This is a genomic window from Pseudomonas sp. Pseu.R1, assembly GCF_045764065.1.
Taxonomy (GTDB): Bacteria; Pseudomonadota; Gammaproteobacteria; order Pseudomonadales; family Pseudomonadaceae; genus Aquipseudomonas.
This window is the reverse complement of sequence record NZ_JBJGEE020000001.1, coordinates 3,260,833-3,279,231: the sequence shown is the minus strand read 5'-3', so window position 1 is coordinate 3,279,231 and position 18,399 is coordinate 3,260,833. Positions and strand designations below refer to the sequence as shown.

16 protein-coding genes and 1 pseudogene are annotated in these 18,399 nt (G+C 59.8%); 13 read left to right on the top strand and 4 right to left on the bottom strand.

Annotated elements, in window-relative coordinates; all coding sequences use genetic code 11:
* Window positions 1-3: 3 nt before the first annotated feature.
* Entirely contained in the window at window positions 4-993 is a 990-nt protein-coding gene (locus ACI5GA_RS15220; protein ID WP_404636876.1) for a sulfate/molybdate ABC transporter ATP-binding protein, read from the top strand.
* 161 nt (window positions 994-1,154) lie between these two features.
* Here ACI5GA_RS15220 and ACI5GA_RS15215 read toward each other — a convergent pair whose 3' ends face one another.
* Window positions 1,155-1,691, bottom strand: coding sequence for a DUF962 domain-containing protein (locus tag ACI5GA_RS15215; RefSeq protein ID WP_421423220.1), 537 nt, complete (start codon window positions 1,689-1,691; stop codon window positions 1,155-1,157).
* A 105-nt stretch (window positions 1,692-1,796) separates the two neighbouring features.
* Here ACI5GA_RS15215 and ACI5GA_RS15210 point away from each other — a divergent pair, with 105 nt between their 5' ends.
* Window positions 1,797-2,507: a Crp/Fnr family transcriptional regulator gene (locus tag ACI5GA_RS15210; protein ID WP_421423218.1), complete on the top strand. Its 711-nt coding sequence runs from the start codon at window positions 1,797-1,799 to the stop codon at window positions 2,505-2,507.
* Between the two features lie 5 nt (window positions 2,508-2,512).
* Here the strand turns inward: ACI5GA_RS15210 and ACI5GA_RS15205 are convergent, their stop codons facing one another.
* Entirely contained in the window at window positions 2,513-3,520 is a 1,008-nt protein-coding gene (locus ACI5GA_RS15205; RefSeq protein ID WP_404636870.1) for an AraC family transcriptional regulator, read from the bottom strand.
* 111 nt (window positions 3,521-3,631) lie between these two features.
* Here ACI5GA_RS15205 and ACI5GA_RS15200 point away from each other — a divergent pair, with 111 nt between their 5' ends.
* The 4 genes and pseudogenes from ACI5GA_RS15200 (at window position 3,632) to ACI5GA_RS15185 (ending at window position 7,701) form a co-directional block, all read left to right on the top strand.
* On the top strand, window positions 3,632-4,729 hold the full coding sequence (locus ACI5GA_RS15200) for a fatty acid desaturase (RefSeq protein ID WP_421423216.1): 1,098 nt from the start codon (window positions 3,632-3,634) through the stop codon (window positions 4,727-4,729).
* Window positions 4,730-5,132: 403 nt separating this feature from the next.
* On the top strand, window positions 5,133-5,714 hold the full coding sequence (locus tag ACI5GA_RS15195) for an alpha/beta hydrolase (RefSeq protein ID WP_421423214.1): 582 nt from the start codon (window positions 5,133-5,135) through the stop codon (window positions 5,712-5,714).
* Between the two features lie 106 nt (window positions 5,715-5,820).
* A pseudogene (locus ACI5GA_RS15190) lies at window positions 5,821-6,636 on the top strand (sigma 54-interacting transcriptional regulator); the annotation flags it as partial.
* A gap of 276 nt (window positions 6,637-6,912) precedes the next feature.
* Window positions 6,913-7,701, top strand: a complete 789-nt coding sequence (locus tag ACI5GA_RS15185) for a MetQ/NlpA family ABC transporter substrate-binding protein (RefSeq protein ID WP_404636865.1) — start codon at window positions 6,913-6,915, stop codon at window positions 7,699-7,701.
* Window positions 7,702-7,857: 156 nt separating this feature from the next.
* Here the strand turns inward: ACI5GA_RS15185 and ACI5GA_RS15180 are convergent, their stop codons facing one another.
* On the bottom strand, window positions 7,858-8,010 hold the full coding sequence (locus ACI5GA_RS15180) for a hypothetical protein (RefSeq protein ID WP_404636863.1): 153 nt from the start codon (window positions 8,008-8,010) through the stop codon (window positions 7,858-7,860).
* A 260-nt stretch (window positions 8,011-8,270) separates the two neighbouring features.
* On the opposite strand from ACI5GA_RS15180, the gene ACI5GA_RS15175 reads away from it, so the two are divergent.
* From ACI5GA_RS15175 to ACI5GA_RS15145, 7 genes are all read left to right on the top strand, one after another.
* Window positions 8,271-9,167 carry a TauD/TfdA dioxygenase family protein gene (locus tag ACI5GA_RS15175; RefSeq protein ID WP_404636861.1) on the top strand — a complete coding sequence of 299 codons (897 nt, stop codon included), beginning with the start codon at window positions 8,271-8,273 and terminating at the stop codon, window positions 9,165-9,167.
* Window positions 9,168-9,188: 21 nt separating this feature from the next.
* Window positions 9,189-10,070: an ABC transporter ATP-binding protein gene (locus ACI5GA_RS15170; RefSeq protein ID WP_404636859.1), complete on the top strand. Its 882-nt coding sequence runs from the start codon at window positions 9,189-9,191 to the stop codon at window positions 10,068-10,070.
* A 144-nt stretch (window positions 10,071-10,214) separates the two neighbouring features.
* A complete protein-coding gene (locus tag ACI5GA_RS15165; RefSeq protein ID WP_421423211.1) occupies window positions 10,215-11,081 on the top strand; it encodes an ABC transporter permease in 867 nt (288 codons plus the stop codon).
* A 42-nt stretch (window positions 11,082-11,123) separates the two neighbouring features.
* Window positions 11,124-12,143 (top strand): ABC transporter substrate-binding protein, encoded by a 1,020-nt coding sequence (locus tag ACI5GA_RS15160; RefSeq protein WP_404636855.1) that lies wholly within the window; start codon window positions 11,124-11,126, stop codon window positions 12,141-12,143.
* A 188-nt stretch (window positions 12,144-12,331) separates the two neighbouring features.
* Window positions 12,332-13,459 (top strand): efflux RND transporter periplasmic adaptor subunit, encoded by a 1,128-nt coding sequence (locus tag ACI5GA_RS15155; RefSeq protein ID WP_404636853.1) that lies wholly within the window; start codon window positions 12,332-12,334, stop codon window positions 13,457-13,459.
* Window positions 13,456-14,526: an efflux RND transporter periplasmic adaptor subunit gene (locus tag ACI5GA_RS15150; RefSeq protein WP_421423208.1), complete on the top strand. Its 1,071-nt coding sequence runs from the start codon at window positions 13,456-13,458 to the stop codon at window positions 14,524-14,526. Before ACI5GA_RS15155 ends, ACI5GA_RS15150 begins: the two co-directional genes overlap by 4 nt.
* Entirely contained in the window at window positions 14,523-17,597 is a 3,075-nt protein-coding gene (locus tag ACI5GA_RS15145; RefSeq protein WP_404636849.1) for an efflux RND transporter permease subunit, read from the top strand. The genes ACI5GA_RS15150 and ACI5GA_RS15145 overlap by 4 nt, the downstream gene beginning before the upstream one ends.
* Before the next feature lie 120 nt (window positions 17,598-17,717).
* On the opposite strand, the gene ACI5GA_RS15140 is transcribed toward ACI5GA_RS15145, so the two are convergent.
* Window positions 17,718-18,344, bottom strand: a complete 627-nt coding sequence (locus ACI5GA_RS15140; protein ID WP_421423205.1) for a class I SAM-dependent methyltransferase — start codon at window positions 18,342-18,344, stop codon at window positions 17,718-17,720.
* Window positions 18,345-18,399: the final 55 nt, after the last annotated feature.

The following is an 18,399-nucleotide window of genomic DNA, read 5'->3' as shown; positions in this document are numbered from 1 at the left end:
TTCATGTCGATCGAAGTCCGTAACGTCAGCAAGAATTTCAACGCCTTCAAGGCCCTCAACAGCATCAATCTGGACATCCAGAGTGGCGAGCTGGTGGCTTTGCTGGGGCCGTCCGGCTGTGGCAAGACTACCTTGCTGCGCATCATTGCCGGGCTGGAAACCCCGGATCAGGGCAACATCGTGTTCCACGGCGAAGACGTCTCCGGTCACGATGTGCGTGATCGCAACGTCGGGTTCGTGTTCCAGCACTACGCGCTGTTCCGCCACATGACCGTGTTCGACAACGTCGCCTTCGGCCTGCGCATGAAACCCAAGAACCAGCGCCCGAACGAAACCCAAATCGCCGCCAAGGTTCACGAGCTGCTGAACATGGTGCAACTGGACTGGCTGTCTGATCGCTACCCGGAGCAACTGTCCGGTGGCCAGCGTCAGCGTATCGCCCTGGCTCGGGCCTTGGCGGTGGAGCCTAAAGTGCTGCTGCTGGACGAGCCGTTCGGTGCCCTCGACGCCAAGGTCCGTAAAGAGCTGCGGCGCTGGTTGGCGCGCCTGCACGAAGACATCAACCTGACTTCGGTGTTCGTGACCCACGACCAGGAGGAGGCCATGGAAGTCGCCGACCGCATCGTGGTGATGAACAAGGGCGTGATCGAGCAGATCGGCTCACCGGGCGAGGTGTACGAGAACCCGGCCAGTGATTTCGTGTACCACTTCCTGGGCGATTCCAACCGCCTGCACTTGGGTGAAGACAACCACGTGCTGTTCCGTCCTCACGAAGTGTCGCTGTCGCGTCAGGAAGTGGAAGGGCATCACCCTGCGGAAGTGCGTGATATCCGTCCGCTGGGCGCGACCACGCGGGTTACGCTCAAGGCCGAAGGCCAGCCGGATTTGATCGAAGTGGAAGTGGTGAAGGATCACGACAGCCTGATCGGCCTGGCGCGCGGGGAGACGCTGTTCTTCAAGCCGAAGGTTTGGCAGAAGGTGGAAAACCTCTGATCGGATGATCAACACATGATCGTGCCCACGCTCTGCGTGGGCATGCATCCCGTGACGCTCCGCGTCACCCTGGCGATGAACGCGGAGCGTCCTGGGCGGCGTTACTACGCGGAACGTGGGAACGATCTGACAGCCTTCGGCAGAAACGCGCCGAGGAGCTTTTAAACCGCCGCTTTCTTCAAATCCCGCTTGTGCGTACGCCCCACACGCCCCTCGATGTTGCCTTGCAACTTGCGTCGCATCCCCATCAGAAAAGCCGCTTCGGCGGTGACGAACAACGGTCCGATGATCAAACCTGTGACGTCGTCGACGAACGCCGGTTTGCGGCCTTCGTAATAATGGCCCACGAACTGAATGATCCAGCCCACGACGAACAGCCCCACCCCGGAGCCGAGCCAGACCAGCATGCTTTGTTGCGCCAGGTGCGCGCCGATCCACAGGAACAGCGTAAGCACCACGCCCAGTGCGATGCCGAGCGGCCTATCCAGCCGCAGGTAGAACAAGGTCGCCGCCACGGTCGCCAGCAGCGCCGGTGACAACCACAACTCGCCCAGCGCCCAACTGCTCCAGCCAGGGCGGGACAGCAGCACGGAAACCGCCAGCACAATGAGCGGCACACCGATGAAATGGGTGGCGATGTTACGGGTGTCGCGATGGTAAGCCGCGTACTGACTGAGGTGATCGACGAGGTTTTTCATTGTTATTCCTCCCGTTATGCGTGGATCATGCGCCCTGATTTTTTGGCCAGGCCCACTGATGGGCTCAGCCTGCAATAAAACGCCAGCAAGAAAAAGGAGATTCACGTGACGAATGGAACCCAATGGCGCTCGTGGTTGGACAACGATCACTGGTTCAACGATTTGCCCGCTTCCCTGCAGGATAGCCTGCTCACCGGTATGCGGCAGCGGCGCTTCACCCCCGGCAAACTGATCTTCCAAAAGGGCGAGCCTGCGTGTGGGCTGTACGCTCTGCTCGACGGGTCATTGCGCTTTAACGACGTCAATCAGCAAAGCAAATGGCTTTCTCCGGTGGTGACTGCCCGGCCGTACTGGTTTGGCGAAGTATCACTGTTCGATGACCGCCCGCGTTTGCGGGATGTTTTCGCCGCGGACCAGTTGATTCTGTTGCACATGCCCCAGGCCCCGCTTGATCAGTTGCTGAAGGACCAGCCCCGCTATTGGCGCTATTTCGGCGATTTGCTCAAGCGCAAACTGGGGTTGGGTGTGCCGCTTCCCGATCAAATGACCTTACTGCCGACGGATGAGCGGGTGGCGTTTCGTCTGGTGATGCTCGCCCAGGGCTACGGCGACATGGATCAGTCGGTACGCATCATTTCCAGGGTTGATCTGCACTCCCAGCGCTGTCTGGGGCTGGTGCCCGAGGTGGTGGATCGCGTGCTTGAAGGGTTTGCCGAACGAGGGCTTCTGCGCCGGGAGCACGATTTCATCAGTGAGCTGGACATCGAGCGACTGCGAAAGATTGCCCAGCATCGGTTGACGCTGGCAGGCGCCTGAAACCGTCAGCGCAGCATGCCGTCGCGATACTGGCTGGGGGTCATGCCGGTCCAGCGCTTGAAGGCGCGGCTGAAACTGCTGGTGTCGGCAAAGCCCAGTAAATAGGCGATTTCGCTGAGCGAACTGCCGGGATCGCGCATGTGCTGAAGCGCCAGGTTCTGGCGACACTGATTGAGCAAGAGGTCGTAACTGCAGCCTTCGTCGGCCAAGTGTCGTTGCAGGCTGCGCAGGCTCAGGTGCAAGTGCTGGGCGATACGGTCTGCCGAGGGTTCGCCTTCGGGCAACTGGGTCTCGATAGCGCCACGCACTTTGCGCTCCCAGGTCAGCGGGCTGAGTTTTTCCAGCGCACGGTCCAGAACGGCCTCATTGTGTTCGGCCAGTTCCGGGTTGGCGTCGTCCAGATGGCTGTCGAAATCGGCGCAGGCAAACATCAGCAGGTTTTCCGCCGCGCCGAAGTACAGCGGTGAGCGGAACACGTCATGCCAGGGTTTGGGGTCGGCGGGTTGCGGCCTCACCAGATGTACCGCAAGGGGCGCGTAATGACGCCCCAATCGATTGCGGCAGGTGCGCACGTAGATCGCCGCGAAGGCATCCATTGCCTCATTGGCGGGCACCGGGCCGCCTTCCGGCACACGAAAGCGAAACTCGTAATGATCCCCGACGCGGGTAAAACTCAGGTCCAGCGCATCGCTGACCACGGGGTGATAACGCACGATGCGCTCGAACACCTCGCGCAACGAACCGCTCGCCACCAAGGCGTAACCCAGCGCATGAAAGGTCGTCGGGCTGACGAACCGCGACACCCGCAACCCCAGTGCCGGATCGCCGCTGGCCTCGACCGCCAGTTGCCAAAGCTTTGTGGTGACCGTCACCGGATACCGCGCATTGGGGTCGTCCATCAATTGTGGATCGAGGCCCGCAGCCTGGCTCAGCGCGAGACTGTCGAGGCCAAGGGCATCGAGTTGCTTGCGTAGGGCGCGGGTCCAACTGGCGAGAATACTCGGCTCAGACATACAAGTTGGCGCTTCCGGTCAACAGATTGGCGTCCACGGCCGGGCAGCTTGTGGCCCCGCACGGCACAGTGGCGCAACGTTTCGCTCATCATAAAACCGGAGAATGGAAGCATGCACGACACTTCTGCAAGCGCTGCCGGACTGAATGCACAACAGCGATCAGCCCATATTCGCGCGGTGGTGATGGCCCATGGAAATGCCCTGCGCCAGCGCTACCCGATCCTTGAACATCAGGACGCCATTGGGGCCGGGATTCTGATTTTCGCCCTCGCCGGGATGATCGGCAGTGCGGTGCTCTATCTCAACGATTTCATGGCGTGGTGGGTGTGTTTGCTGCTGAATGCGTTCTTCGCTTCTCTGACCCATGAGCTGGAACACGACCTGATCCACAGCCTGTATTTCCGCAAGCAACGCGTGCCCCATAACCTGATGCTGGCGCTGGTGTGGATGGCCCGGCCCAGCACCATCAATCCATGGATTCGTCGGCATCTGCATTTGAATCACCACAAGGTGTCCGGTACTGAGGCCGACATGGAAGAGCGCGCCATCACCAATGGCGAACCCTGGGGCATCGCACGTTTGCTGATGGTGGGCGACAACGTCATGTCGTCGCTGATCCGCATGCTGCGGGCGAAAACCTGGGCGCATAAATTCAGCATCCTCAAACGAACGCTGCGGGTTTATGCCCCGCTGGCGCTGCTCAATTGGGGCGCGTGGTACGTGTTCCTTGGCTTTCATGGGGCCAACGGTGTTGCCAGCCTGATGGGCGTGGCGATTGATTGGTCGGCCGATACGTTGGCCGTGATGCACGTCATCGACATCGCGGTCGTGGTGCTGATCGCTCCCAATGTGTTGCGCACGTTCTGCCTGCATTTCGTCAGTTCGAACATGCACTACTACGGCGACGTCGAAGCGGGTAACGTCATGCAGCAGACTCAGGTGCTCAATCCTTGGTGGCTGTGGCCGTTGCAGGCGTTCTGCTTCAACTTCGGCAGCACCCACGCAATTCATCATTTCGTGGTGAAAGATCCGTTCTACATCCGCCAGATGACCGCGCCAGTGGCGCACAAGGTCATGGCCGAGATGGGGGTACGCTTCAATGATTTCGGTACGTTTGGGCGGGCGAACCGGTTTGAACGCGGTGGTGGTGTGGGAGATTCTATGTTGTCTGGTCAACTGCATTCGCCACCAAGGCGGCTCCCACAATAACCGCGCCGGATCCAGGCCGTTTGTTCGACGCCGAACCTGTGGGAGCCGGCTTGCTGGCGAAGGCGCCAAGGTCAGTCATAAATGAGCTGTCTGATACACCGCATTCGTCGGAGCGCCGCCCGCGCCAAGCCGGCTCCCACAAGAAAACCTCAAGCCCATAAAAATTTCTGTAACAACTCACCCGTATTCTTCACTCATCCCCGGCGAGCTGGGGGCAGACAGCGTGATTTATCAGGGCCGCTCCTTAAGGCAGGGGGTGGCCCTCTTTTTTTGCCGCGCTGATGCCCATGGTTGCGACATATGATTTTTGGGTATTAATAAATATCTTCTTATTCTTTTTCGAATATATGTCTCGTCCCTATACTCGCCGCCATGAACGCAGAAAATGCAGGAGGCGAAGGCCATGCATAACGAATCGATCCGCTACGTGATCGTCCCAGGCTGGCAAGGATCTGCCGATGACCATTGGCAAACGCACTGGCAAAACAGCTTGCCCAACAGCGTACGTGTGGAGCAGGCCGACTGGTTCAAACCCCGTCGTGAAGACTGGGTTGGCGAGCTGCAACGCGTGATCGCTTCGGACGATTCCCCGGTGATTCTGATCGCCCACAGTCTGGGCTGCGTGACCATCGCCCACTGGGCACAGTTGGCCCCGCTGGACACCTTGCGTCAGGTGCGTGGCGCGTTGCTGGTCGCGCCGGCTGACGTCGAACGCCCTAACTGCCCGCCTGCGATTCGTAACTTTGCGCCGATTCCCGAGCACCTGTTGCCTTTTCCGACGCAGGTGGTCAGTTCCGATAACGATTCTGCCGTCAGCGCCTTGCGGGCGATGGAGATGGCCCGCAACTGGGGCGCCGAGATCGGCATTCTCAGCGGCGCAGGGCATATCAACGTGAAGTCCGGCCACCAGCGCTGGGAACAGGGATTCGCTTACCTGTATCGCCTGCAAGGCCGTATCGAACAACTCACTCGCCGCCGCGCATGAAGCCTCACTGCGCGCCGTGTCTGGTTTATTTCGCCGCAGTTGACCGACAGGCGCTGCGGCCTTTTTTTTAACGCTCAGGCACTGATGGCTTGGGCGGGAGCCTGCCATGGGTCAATCAGACGTACCGCAACAACCCCTTCTTACGTTTCCCGACGCCGAAAAAGGCCCCCTGAGCATCCGCGCCAAAGCGTTGGTGTTTTTCGACCCGCGCTCGCGCCGCTTGCGTGAAGAAATGGAGCAACTGGCCCCGCTCGATCTGCCGGTTTTGATTCGTGGTGAGCCAGGCACCGGTAAAGAACTGCTGGCGCGACATATTCATCGGGGCAGTGATCGCTCGGGACTGTTCGTCTCGGTGAACTGCGGTGCAATCAGCCCGACTTACGCGGATGCCGAGTTGTTTGGCTATGCGGCCGGGGCTTATAGCGGATCAGCGAGTAGCCGGGCAGGGTGGTTCGGTTCGGCCACCGGCGGGACGCTGTATCTGGACGAAATCGCCGATCTGCCGTTGTCGATTCAAATCAAGCTGCTGGCAGCGCTGGAAAATCACGAAGTCACCCGCGTGGGCGCCTCACAGCCCAGCCCGGTGGACGTACGGCTGGTGGCGGCGACGAGCATTGATCTGAGCCTTGCGGTCAAGGCCGGGAAATTTCACGAGCGGCTTTACCGTTACCTGAGCGAGGGGCGACTGGATCTGCCGTCATTGCGGGAGCAACCCGGCAACATTCTGCCGTTGGCCGAGTATTTTCTGGGGATCTACAGCCAGCGGCTGGATTTTGAGATGCCCTTGATCAGCGAAGCCGCGCAACAGTTGCTGGAAGCGCACTATTGGCCGGGGAATACGCGGGAGCTGGAGAATGTCATTCACTTCGCGTTGCTGGTGAGCAGTGGGGCGGAGATTTTGCCGGAGCATTTGAATCTGCCTGCCCGCTGATCACACCTTTTGTGGGAGTCGGCTGGGTGCGGGCGGCTCCCACAAGAGACCGAGGTCAAAGGAGCGCGATATAGAGCCTTCCATCGCGGTCCGATAGTAGCCATCTGCTCGAAGAGAACAAAAAGGCATAACTATCCGCTTAAAAAGTATTGTCTCGGAATAAAAAATCTCGGTAATGTCCGCTTCAGCCGCCACCCTACGGGGTCGTATCCGCGGCAATATCTCCACAGAGTTGCCCACAAGGCGACCGGATTCTAAGGACATCGCATGAAAAAGACGTTGCTGTTCACCGCACTGGCGGCTGCCCTCTCCTTCGGCATCAACGCGGCGCAAGCTGCGGAAAAACTGGTGGTCGGCGCGACTGCCGTGCCCCACGCCGAAATTCTGGAGCTGATCAAACCTGAGTTGGCCAAAGAAGGCGTGGACCTGGAAATCAAGGTGTTCACTGACTACGTGCAGCCAAACGTGCAACTGAACGAGAAACGTCTGGACGCCAACTATTTCCAGACCAAGCCTTACCTGGACGGTTTCAACAAAGGTAAAGGCGCGACGCTGGTGACTGGCGTTGGCGTGCACGTCGAACCGTTCGGTGGCTACTCGAAGAAGTGGAAGTCCATCGACCAACTGCCTGAAGGCGCCACCGTTGCCATTCCGAACGAAGGCAGCAACGCCGGTCGTGCCCTGTTGCTGTTGCAGAAGAACGGCCTGATCACCCTGAAAGACCCGACCAACGCGCTGGCGACCCCGAAAGACATCGCCACCAACCCGAAAAAACTGAAATTCCGCGAGCTGGAATCGGCCCTGCTGCCACGCGCGCTGGACCAGGTTGACCTGGACCTGATCAACACCAACTACGCACTGGAAGCCAAGCTGAATCCGAAGAAGGACGCGCTGATTCTGGAAGGTTCCGACTCGCCGTACGTTAACTACCTGGTGACTCGTAGCGACAACGCCCACACCGACGCGATCAACAAGTTGTCGAAGGCGCTGACCAGCCAGGAAGTGAAAGACTTCATCAACAAGAAGTACGACGGTGCGGTATTGCCAGCGTTCTGATTGAGGGGAATGGGTTGATTTCGGATTGAGGGTCGACCTGTGACCTGTGGGAGCTAATTTATTCGCGATGCGGAATGTCAGGCGACAAACATGTCGCGTGTGCCGACGCTATCGCGACTGAATTCGCTCCCACAGGGGTAGAGGGTGGCCCCGAAATCACTGCCCCACGCTTTTCACGCCGACGGCTCGTACCTGCGTCGGCGTTTTTGCATGGGTGCCCAATGCGCGGCGCAGGGCGATGAGCAGCTTCACGTTGTCTTCGTGCGCTTTGTCTTGCGAATGATCGGCATCGTTTCCGCGTACTGGCATGATCGTTCCTCTTGTTCTTATCCCTGACATCGGTTCGTTCGCAGCCCTGCCTGGCTGCGAGATGGGAGATAGACACCTATCTTGCGCTTTGGGTTCGCGTCCCAAGATAAGAATTTGGTATCCATCCGGTTACCGATAGTGGCATTGCGCCGGGGCTAGTGCTTTCGATGCTATGCATATGCTCTAACGGTATTTAAATTTCGATTCTTATATCTATAAAGTTCTGGCTCAGCCGTTAGCCTTTTTGAGTCGGAGTTCTCATGCCAGCAGTCTCCCCCGCTTCCTTGTCGGCGCAAGCGCCGGATCAGCAGTTCGATGTGCGTCCATTCGCCGAAAAGGTGGGCGCGGAAATCGTCGGGCTGGACCTGTCCCAACCGCTCAATGACGCAGACTTCGCACGCGTACATCGCGCGCATCTGGATCACCATGTCGTGGTGTTTCGTGACCAGCACATTACCCCGCAACAGCAGATCGACTTCAGTCGCCGCTTCGGGATTTTGCAAATCCATGTCCTCAAACAGTTTCTGCTCGCCAACCACCCGGAAATCCTGATCGTCTCCAACATCGTCGAGAACGGCCAGCCGGTTGGTCTGGGTGATGCAGGTAAATACTGGCACTCGGACCTGTCGTACAAAGAACTGCCAAGCCTGGGTTCGATGCTTTACGCCCAGGAGTTGCCAAGTGAAGGCGGTGACACCCTGTTCGCCGACATGCACCAAGCGTGGGACACCTTGCCAGAGCACCTGCGCAAAGCCGTCGAAGGCCGCAACGCCGTGCACAGCTATACCTCCCGTTATCGCGATGGCCGTAACGCCGAGAACTGGCGTCCGACCCTCAGTGCCGAGCAGTTGGCTCAGGTCGCAGTGGTCAGCCACCCGGTGGTGCGCACTCACCCGGAAAACGGTCGCAAGGCCCTGTTCGTCAGCGAAGGCTTCACGACCCACATCGTCGGCCTGCCTGAAGACGAAAGCCGCGCGATTCTCGAAGAGATTTACGCCCACAGCGTGCGTCCGGAGAACGTTTACCGCCACAAATGGCAGGAGAACGACATGGTGTTCTGGGACAACCGTTCCCTGATTCACCTGGCGGGCGGCACGCCTGACCATCTGCGTCGTCGCCTGCATCGCACCACCATCCAGGGCGATGCGCCGTTCTGATTCATATCGGGGACCTGCTCCATGAACGCTGTTCTGCAAAGCCACACGGCTAGCGACCGCTTGACCGCGCAACAGGCCAATCAGCCTACCGCTGAAGCGCTGTTGCAAGTCCAGGGCGTAAGCCTTGAATACCGCACCCCGCAACGTGTGGTGCGGGCCACTCATCAAGTCAGTTTTGAAGTCGACCCCGCAGATCGCTTCGTCCTGCTCGGCCCTTCGGGTTGCGGCAAGTCGACGCTGCTCAAGGCGGTGGCCGGTTTCATCACTCCCAGTGAAGGGCAGATCCGTCTGGCAGGCCAGCAAGTCAAGGAACCGGGGCCGGACCGAATCGTAGTGTTTCAGGAGTTCGATCAACTACCGCCCTGGAAGACGGTGATCGAGAACGTCATGTTCCCGTTGCTCGCCTCGCGCACCCTCAAGCGTCGCGAAGCCGAAGAGCGGGCGCGGCATTATCTGGAAAAGGTCGGCCTGAGCGCGTTTGCCGAGGCCTACCCGCACACCTTGTCCGGCGGCATGAAAGCGCGCGTGGCGATTGCCCGTGCGTTGGCGATGCAGCCGAAAATCCTGCTGATGGACGAGCCGTTCGCGGCCCTCGACGCCCTGACCCGCCGCAAGATGCAGGAAGAGCTGCTGGAGCTGTGGGAGGAGGTGCGTTTCACGCTGTTGTTCGTCACCCACTCCATCGAAGAGGCGTTGGTGGTGGGCAACCGGATTTTGCTGTTGTCGCCGCATCCGGGGCGCGTGCGTGCCGAGATCAACAGCCACCAGTACGACCTGAAGAGCCTCGGCGGCGTGGATTTCCAGGCCTCTGCCCAGCGCATCCACCGCTTGCTGTTCGATGAGGGCGATGCGCCTGCGGTCGAGCAGGATTTGCGGTTTCAGGATATTCGGATCGCCTATTAGCCCTTCACGTTTTCATTTTTCCTTGTGGGTGCCGGCTTGCTGGCGAAAGTGGTTGATCAGTGACGCACAGGTTGCCTGACACACCGCATTCGCCAGCAAGCCGGCTCCCACAAGGGACGTGCGCTGACTCAGAGAGACAACACCATGAGCCTTTCACCCCCCATTCGCGAGGAATACGAGATCGCGCTGGAGCCTTTCACGCAGGAAGACCTGGCCCGCGACATTCCTCTCGTCCAACGTATCTGGCAACAAAGCTGGGTGCGCAAAAGCGTGATCCTGATCGCCCTGGCGGTGATCTGGGAAATTGCAGCGCGCGTTCAAGGTAACGATCTGTTGTTGCCGAGTTTCATCGACACCGCCAAGGCTTTCGTCGACGGCGTCGTGACTGGCGAGCTGCTGGCCAAGGTCTGGATTTCCCTGACCGTATTGGTCAAGGGCTACCTGATCGGCATCGTGCTGGCGTTCGGTTTGACAACCCTCGCCGTGTCCACGCAACTGGGGCGCGACCTGCTGGCCACGCTCACCTCGATGCTCAACCCGCTGCCTGCCATCGCGCTGCTGCCGCTGTCGCTGCTGTGGTTTGGTCTGGGCGAGAACAGCCTGATTTTCGTGCTCGTGCACTCGGTGCTGTGGGCGCTGGCGCTGAATACCTATGCGGGTTTTCTCGGGGTGTCCGAAACCCAGCGCATGGCTGGTCGCAACTACGGCCTCAAGGGTATTCGGTTTGTCTGGTACATCCTGATTCCCGCCGCGCTGCCGTCGATTCTGGCAGGCCTGAAAATCGGCTGGGCGTTTGCCTGGCGCACGCTGATCGCTGCCGAGCTGGTGTTCGGTGCGTCGTCCGGCAAAGGCGGCCTGGGCTGGTACATCTTCCAGAACCGCAACGAGCTGTACACCGACAAGGTCTTCGCGGGCCTGGCGGCGGTGATCATCATCGGTTTGCTGGTGGAAAACCTGCTGTTCAGCAATGTCGAGCGCCTGACCGTCAAGCGCTGGGGCATGCAGCGCTAATCCAAATACACGCCAACATTTTCGCTTTCTTGTGAGGGTTTTATGGGGACTTCATTCAAACGTCCGGCACTGACCGTGCTGGCCACTACGCTGGGTCTGGTCGGCGCACTGTTGAGCAGCGGCGCACAGGCCGAGGGCAAGATCAGCATCGCCCAGCAGTTCGGCATTGGCTATCTGATCCTCGATGTCGTGCAGCAGCAGAAGCTGATCGAGAAGCACGGCAAAGAGCAGGGCATCGACATCAAGGTCGACTGGAACAGCATTTCCGGCGCTACCGCGATGAACGAAGCCCTGCTGGCAGGCGCGCTGGACGTGGTGTCGGCAGGCGTGCCGCCGATGCTGACCATCTGGGACCGCACCAAGGGCAAGCAGAACGTCAAAGCCATTGCTTCGCTGGGTTCGATGCCGAATTACTTGCTCAGCAACAAGCCTGAAGTGAAGACCATCAAAGACTTCACCGACAAGGACCGCATTGCGGTTCCGGCCGCAGGTGTGGGCTTCCAGTCGCGTACCTTGCAGATCGAGACCGCCAAGCTGTTTGGTAACGACAACTACAAGAAATTCGACAACATCTCCGTCAGCCTGCCGCACCCGGACGCCACCTCGGCGTTGATCGCGGGCGGCTCGGAAATCAGCGCGCACTTCTCCAGCCCGCCATTCCAGTACCAGGAACTGGAAAACCCGAACGTGCATAAAGTGCTGAGTTCGTACGACGTGCTGGGCGGCCAGGCCACGTTCAACGTCCTCTACACCACCCAGAAATTCCACGACGAAAACCCGAAAACCTACAAAGCCTTCTACGACGCGCTGGCCGAGGCCGAGCAGATCATCAAGGCCGACAAGAACGCAGCGGCGAAGACCTACATCGACGTTGAGAAGTCCAAACTGCCGTTGCCGCTGGTGGAGAAGATCGTCAACGACCCGGAAATCGACTTCACCGTCGTGCCGCAACGCACATACATCTATGCCGAGAAACTGCATGAAATCGGTGTGCTGAAGAACAAGGCCGACAGCTGGAAGGACTTCTTCTTCGAAGAAGCCCATGGTGGCGCGGGTAGCTGATTCACCTTCTTCACCTGATCGTTCCCACGCTCCGCGTGGGAATGCTGCCCCGGACGCTCCGCGTCCATCGCATTACAGCTCCCGCCTGCCTGCCTTTCGCGTCGTAAGGAACCCTGATCTACGCTCACAGTCGCATGATCACGACACGATAGCGTTCGACGCGCACGGCATTGGCACAAGGAGCTTGCATGCCTGTTCATCCCTCATTCCTCCGATTCGGCATGAAAGCGTTGGCGTTGGGCGTTTGCCTGGCTGTGCTGTCGGGCTGCGGCAAGGAAAAGCCCGCCGACCCCGTGCGCCCGCGCGTGCAGGTACAGGAAGTCAAAACCACTGAATTTGCTGCCACGGTCGCACTGACCGGCGACATTCAGGCCCGTGTGCAAACCCAGCTGTCGTTCCGCGTCGGCGGCAAGATCATTCAGCGCATGGTCGATGTGGGCGACCGCATCACCGCCAAACAGGTGCTCGCCAAGCTCGACCCTAAAGACCTGCAAACCAACGTCGATTCGGCCATCGCCGCCGAAGCTGCCGAACAGGCGCGTGTTAAACAAACGGCTGCGGCCTTTGTGCGTCAGGAAAAGCTGCTGCCCAAGGGGTACACCAGCAAAAGTGAATATGACTCCGCCCTGGCCCAACTGCGCAGCAGCCAGAGCGCCTTGAAAGCCGCACAGGCTCAATTGGCCAACGCCCGTGAGCAACTGGGTTACACCTCGTTGATTGCCGATGCGCCGGGCATCATTACTGCGCGGCAGGCCGAAGTCGGTCAGGTGGTGCAGGCAACGATGCCGATCTTCGGCCAGGCCCGAGATGGCGAGCGCGATGCGGTGTTCAACGTTTATGAGTCCCTGTTCGTCCAGCCACCCGGTGATCAGCCTGTTGAAGTCACGTTGCTGGATAACCCGACCATCAAAGCCAGCGGCAAGGTGCGCGAAGTAACGCCCGCGGTGTCGGCGCAAACCGGCACGCTGCAGGTGAAGATCGCCCTCAACTCGCTGCCGAACGGCATGGACTTGGGGTCGGTGGTCAGCGCCGCGTTGAGCGTGCCAGCCAAGCAGAGTGTCGAGTTGCCATGGTCGGCGCTGACCAAAGGCTTGGGCGATCACCTCGGCCAGCCTGCCGTGTGGATCGTCGATGATCAGAACAAGGCCAATCTGCGCCCTGTTACGGTCGGGCGTTACCTGACCGGGAAAGTCATCATCGTTGACGGCCTGAAAAACGGCGAAAAGGTGGTGGTCGCGGGCAGCCAGTTGCTGCACCCGGACATGCAAGTGGAACTGGCGGACGTCTACAAACCCTCGACAGGAGCGGCCAAATGAAACGCCTGTCGAGTCTGCTGTTGAGCGCATGTGTGTTGGCAGGTTGCGGCAAGGAAGAGCCGCCGCCCGAGCCGGTGCGCCCGGTATTGTTCATGGAGGTCAAACCTCAATCCGAAGAAAGCCTCGGTCGCTTTGCTGGAAACATCGCCGCCCGCTACGAAAGTACGCTGGGCTTTCGGGTCGCAGGTCGCATCGCTTCTCGCAGTGTCGATGTCGGCAGCGAGGTGGAAAAAGGCCAGTTGCTGGCAACCCTTGACCCCACGGATCTGCAAAACCAGTTGCGCGCCTCCCAAGGCGACCTGGCCCGCGTCGAGGCGCAATACATCAACGCCCAAGCCAATGCGCGACGCCAGCAGGAGTTGTTCGACCGGGGCGTGGGCGCCCAGGCGGCGCTGGATGTGGCCGTGACTGACCTGAAAACCACCAAGTCGTCGTTCGATCAGGCCAAGGCTTCGGTGCAGCAGGCTCAGGATCAGTTGAGCTACAGCGAATTGCGCACCGATCACGCCGCAGTCGTGACCGAATGGAAAGCCGAAGCGGGGCAGGTGGTCAGTGCAGGCGAGCAAGTGGTGACGCTGGCGCGGCCCGACATCAAAGAAGCGGTCATTGATCTGCCCGCGCCACTGGCCGAGCAATTGCCACAAGACGTGGTGTTCAAAGTTGCCAGCCAATTGGAGCCAGACATCAGCACCACTGCGACGCTGCGCGAGCTGGAGCCGCAGGCCGAAAGCTCGACCCGCACCCGGCGCGCTCGCCTGACCTTGGCCGATACCCCGGCGGCTTTCCGCTTGGGCACGGCGATCAGCGTCACGTTGAGTTCAGCCATCCAGCCGCGTATCGAATTGCCCCTCAACGTCTTGCAGGAAGTCGATGGCAAGACGCAGATCTGGGTGATCGACATGCAGAACCAGACCGTTTCACCGCACCCGGTCACGGTCGTAAGCCGCGATAACGATTCCGTCATCATCGCCGGTGGGGTCAAGAACGGCGAGCGAGTGGTCACCGCCGGTGTGAACAGCCTCAAGCCGGGGCAGAAAGTCAAAGTCGATAAGGACAGCCCACGATGAAAGGGAATTTCAACCTCTCCGACTGGGCGCTCAAACATCAGTCCTTCGTCTGGTATCTGATGTTCGTCGCCCTGCTGATGGGCGTGTTTTCGTACATGAACCTAGGTCGCGAGGAAGACCCCTCGTTCACCATCAAGACCATGGTTATCCAGACGCGTTGGCCGGGCGCGACGGTGGATGAAACGCTGGAACAGGTCACCGACCGCATCGAGAAGAAGCTCGAAGAGCTGGACTCCCTCGACTACGTAAAGAGCTACACGCGGCCCGGCGAATCGACGGTATTCGTCTATCTGCGCGACACCACCAGCGCCAAGGACATCCCGGAAATCTGGTATCAGGTGCGCAAGAAGATCGACGACATTCGTGGCTCGTTCCCCCAAGGCTTGCAAGGCCCTGCGTTCAACGATGAGTTCGGCGACGTGTATGGCTCGATCTACGCCTTCACCGCCGACGGCCTGACGTTCCGGCAACTGCGCGATTACGTCGAGCAGGTGCGGGTGCAGATTCGTGATGTACCGGGGTTGGGCAAGGTCGAGATGATCGGTCAGCAGGATGAAGTGATTTACCTGAATTTCTCCACGCGCAAACTGGCGGCGCTGGGCCTTGATCAACGCCAGGTGGTGCAAAGCCTGCAATCGCAGAACGCAGTGACGCCCGCCGGGGTGATCGAAGCGGGACCTGAGCGAATTTCGGTGCGTACCTCGGGGCAGTTCGAGTCGGAGAAGGATCTGGAAACCGTGAACCTGCGGCTCAATGATCGCTTCTATCGTCTGAGCGACATTGCCGAAATCAGCCGGGGCTACGTCGATCCACCCAAGCCGCTGTTTCGATTCGACGGCAAGCCTGCCATTGGCCTGGCGATTGCGATGCAGAAGGGCGGCAACGTCCAGGCGTTCGGCAAGGACCTGCACGCGCGCATGGATCAAGCCACCGCCGATCTGCCGATGGGCGTGGGTGTGCACAATGTGTCCGATCAGGCGCAGGTGGTGGAAAAGGCCGTGGGTGGCTTCACCAGCGCACTGTTTGAGGCGGTGATCATCGTGTTGGTGGTGAGCTTCATCAGTCTCGGCATGCGTGCCGGGCTGGTAGTGGCGTGCTCGATTCCGCTGGTGCTGGCGATGGTCTTCGTGTTCATGGAATACAGCGGCATCACCATGCAACGGATTTCGCTGGGGGCTTTGATCATTGCGCTGGGTCTGCTGGTGGACGATGCGATGATCACCGTGGAAATGATGGTCACGCGGTTGGAAATGGGCGACAGCAAGGAGCAGGCGGCGACTTACGCCTACACCTCGACCGCTTTCCCTATGCTCACCGGCACGTTGGTGACAGTGGCGGGTTTCGTGCCCATCGGCCTCAACGCCAGTTCGGCAGGCGAATACACCTTCACCCTGTTTGCGGTGATTGCGGTGGCGATGCTGGTGTCGTGGGTGGTGGCCGTGTTGTTTGCGCCAGTGATCGGCGTGCACATCCTCAGCGATAACATCAAAAAGCATGAAGAGAAGCCGCCGGGGCGCATCGCGCGCGGGTTCACAGGCTCGATGCTCTGGGCCATGCGCAATCGCTGGCTGGCGATCTTCATCACCATCGCGTTGTTCGCCGTGTCGCTGTTCTGCATGCGCTTCGTGCAGAACCAGTTCTTCCCGTCGTCGGACCGGCCGGAAATCCTGCTCGACCTCAACTTGCCGCAGAACGCCTCGATCAACGAGACGCGCAAAGCGGTGGACCGGCTGGAAGCGGCGATCAAGGACGATCCGGACATCGTGCGCTGGAGCACGTACATCGGTCAGGGCGCAGTGCGCTTTTACCTGCCGCTGGACCAGCAACTGGAAAACCCGTATTACGCGCAGTTGGTGATCGTCAGCAAAGGCCTGGAAGAACGCGGCGCGCTGATGGAGCGCTTGAAGAAGCGTCTGCGCGATGATTTCGTCGGTATCGGCACCTACGTGCAGCCGCTGGAAATGGGGCCTCCGGTGGGGCGTCCGATCCAGTACCGGATCAGCGGCGACAACATCGACAAGGTGCGTCAACACGCCATCGATCTGGCGACCTTGCTCGATAAAAACCAGCACATCGGCGAGATGATTTACGACTGGAACGAGCCGGGCAAAGTCCTGCGCATCGACATCAATCAGGACAAGGCGCGGCAATTGGGATTGTCTTCCGAAGACGTTGCACAGTTGATGAACAGCATCGTCGTGGGTGCCAACGTCACTCAGGTGCGCGACGACATTTACCTGATCAACGTGGTGGGGCGCGCGGTGGATGCCGAGCGGGGGACGCCGGAAACCCTGCAAAACCTGCAAATCGTCACCCAAGGCGGCACCTCGATTCCGCTGCTGGCCTTCGCCAATGTGCGTTATGAACTGGAACAGCCGCTGGTCTGGCGGCGTGATCGCAAGCCGACCATTACCCTGAAGGCTGCGGTGAGGGATGAGATTCAGCCGACCGATCTGGTGAAGCAGCTCAAGCCTGAGATCGACCAGTTCGCGGCGGGTTTGCCGGTGGGCTACAAGATCGCCACGGGCGGGACCGTGGAGGAGAGCGGCAAGGCGCAGGGGCCGATTGCCAAGGTGGTGCCGCTGATGCTGTTCCTCATGGCGACCTTTCTGATGATCCAGTTGCACAGCGTGCAGAAGATGTTTCTCGTGGCGAGTGTTGCGCCATTGGGGCTGATCGGCGTGGTGTTGGCGCTGGTGCCGACCGGAACACCCATGGGCTTCGTGGCGATTCTCGGGATTCTGGCGTTGATCGGCATCATCATCCGCAACTCGGTGATTCTGGTGACGCAGATTCATGAGTATGAAGAGGCAGGTTATCTACCGTGGGATGCGGTTGCTGAAGCGACCGAACATCGGCGTCGGCCGATTTTGCTGACCGCTGCGGCGGCGAGTCTGGGCATGATCCCCATCGCCCGCGAAGTGTTCTGGGGGCCGATGGCTTACGCGATGATCGGCGGCATCATCATCGCGACCCTGCTGACGCTTCTGTTCCTGCCCGCGCTGTATGTGGCCTGGTACAAGATCAAGGAGCCGACCCAGGAGCAGCGCGAAAAGGCCAAGCACGCTTAACACCTGTGGGAGCCGGCTTGCTGGCGAAAGCGGTGGGTCAGACACAGCAATGCCGACTGACACGCCGCCTTCGCCAGCAAGCCGGCTCCCACAAAAATCAAAAGCATTCAGCGGCCACGATCAAACCCTGCGCCACACACTCGCCAGCCAAGGCTGCTGCTCACGCGGCAAACCTTCTGGCCGGTAATAATGCTCCACCTCAATAAACCCCGCCTCGACCAGCAACGCGCTCCACGATTCCAGATCATGAAACGAGCCATAGCGCTCGCCCTTCCAGCCCTCCTGGTTGTTGCCACGCGGGTTGGAGCTGAACAGTACGCCACCGGGCTTCAAAGCGGCTCGCAGTTCGCGCAGCACACGAGGCAACTCCTGACGAGGGACGTGAAACAGCGATGCGTTGGCAAAGATCCCGTCGAAGCGTTCGGCGGGTAGATGCAGTTCCAGAAAGTTCTGATGCAGCACGTCGCAGCCGCTGTCTGCACGGGCCATCTCAGCGAAACGCTCCGAGCCATCCAGCCCGGTTGCGACGTGCCCCAGAGCCGTAAACGTACGTAAATCCCGCCCTGGCCCACAGCCAAAATCGAGGATCTGAAACGGCGCCGAGCCTTGGATATTGCGCAGCAGCGCGTCGATGTTCTGGCTAACATCATGATCCCGCGTGCCCTCACGAAAGCCCTCGGCGACGTCGTTGTAGTTGCCCAATGTGGTGGCGGTGATCTGGGCGAGGTCCTTCGGGTCGAGTTTCATGGCACGGATTCTGGGCTGAGGAAGCGGCCAATATACCCCTGCTTGGCATCACCGC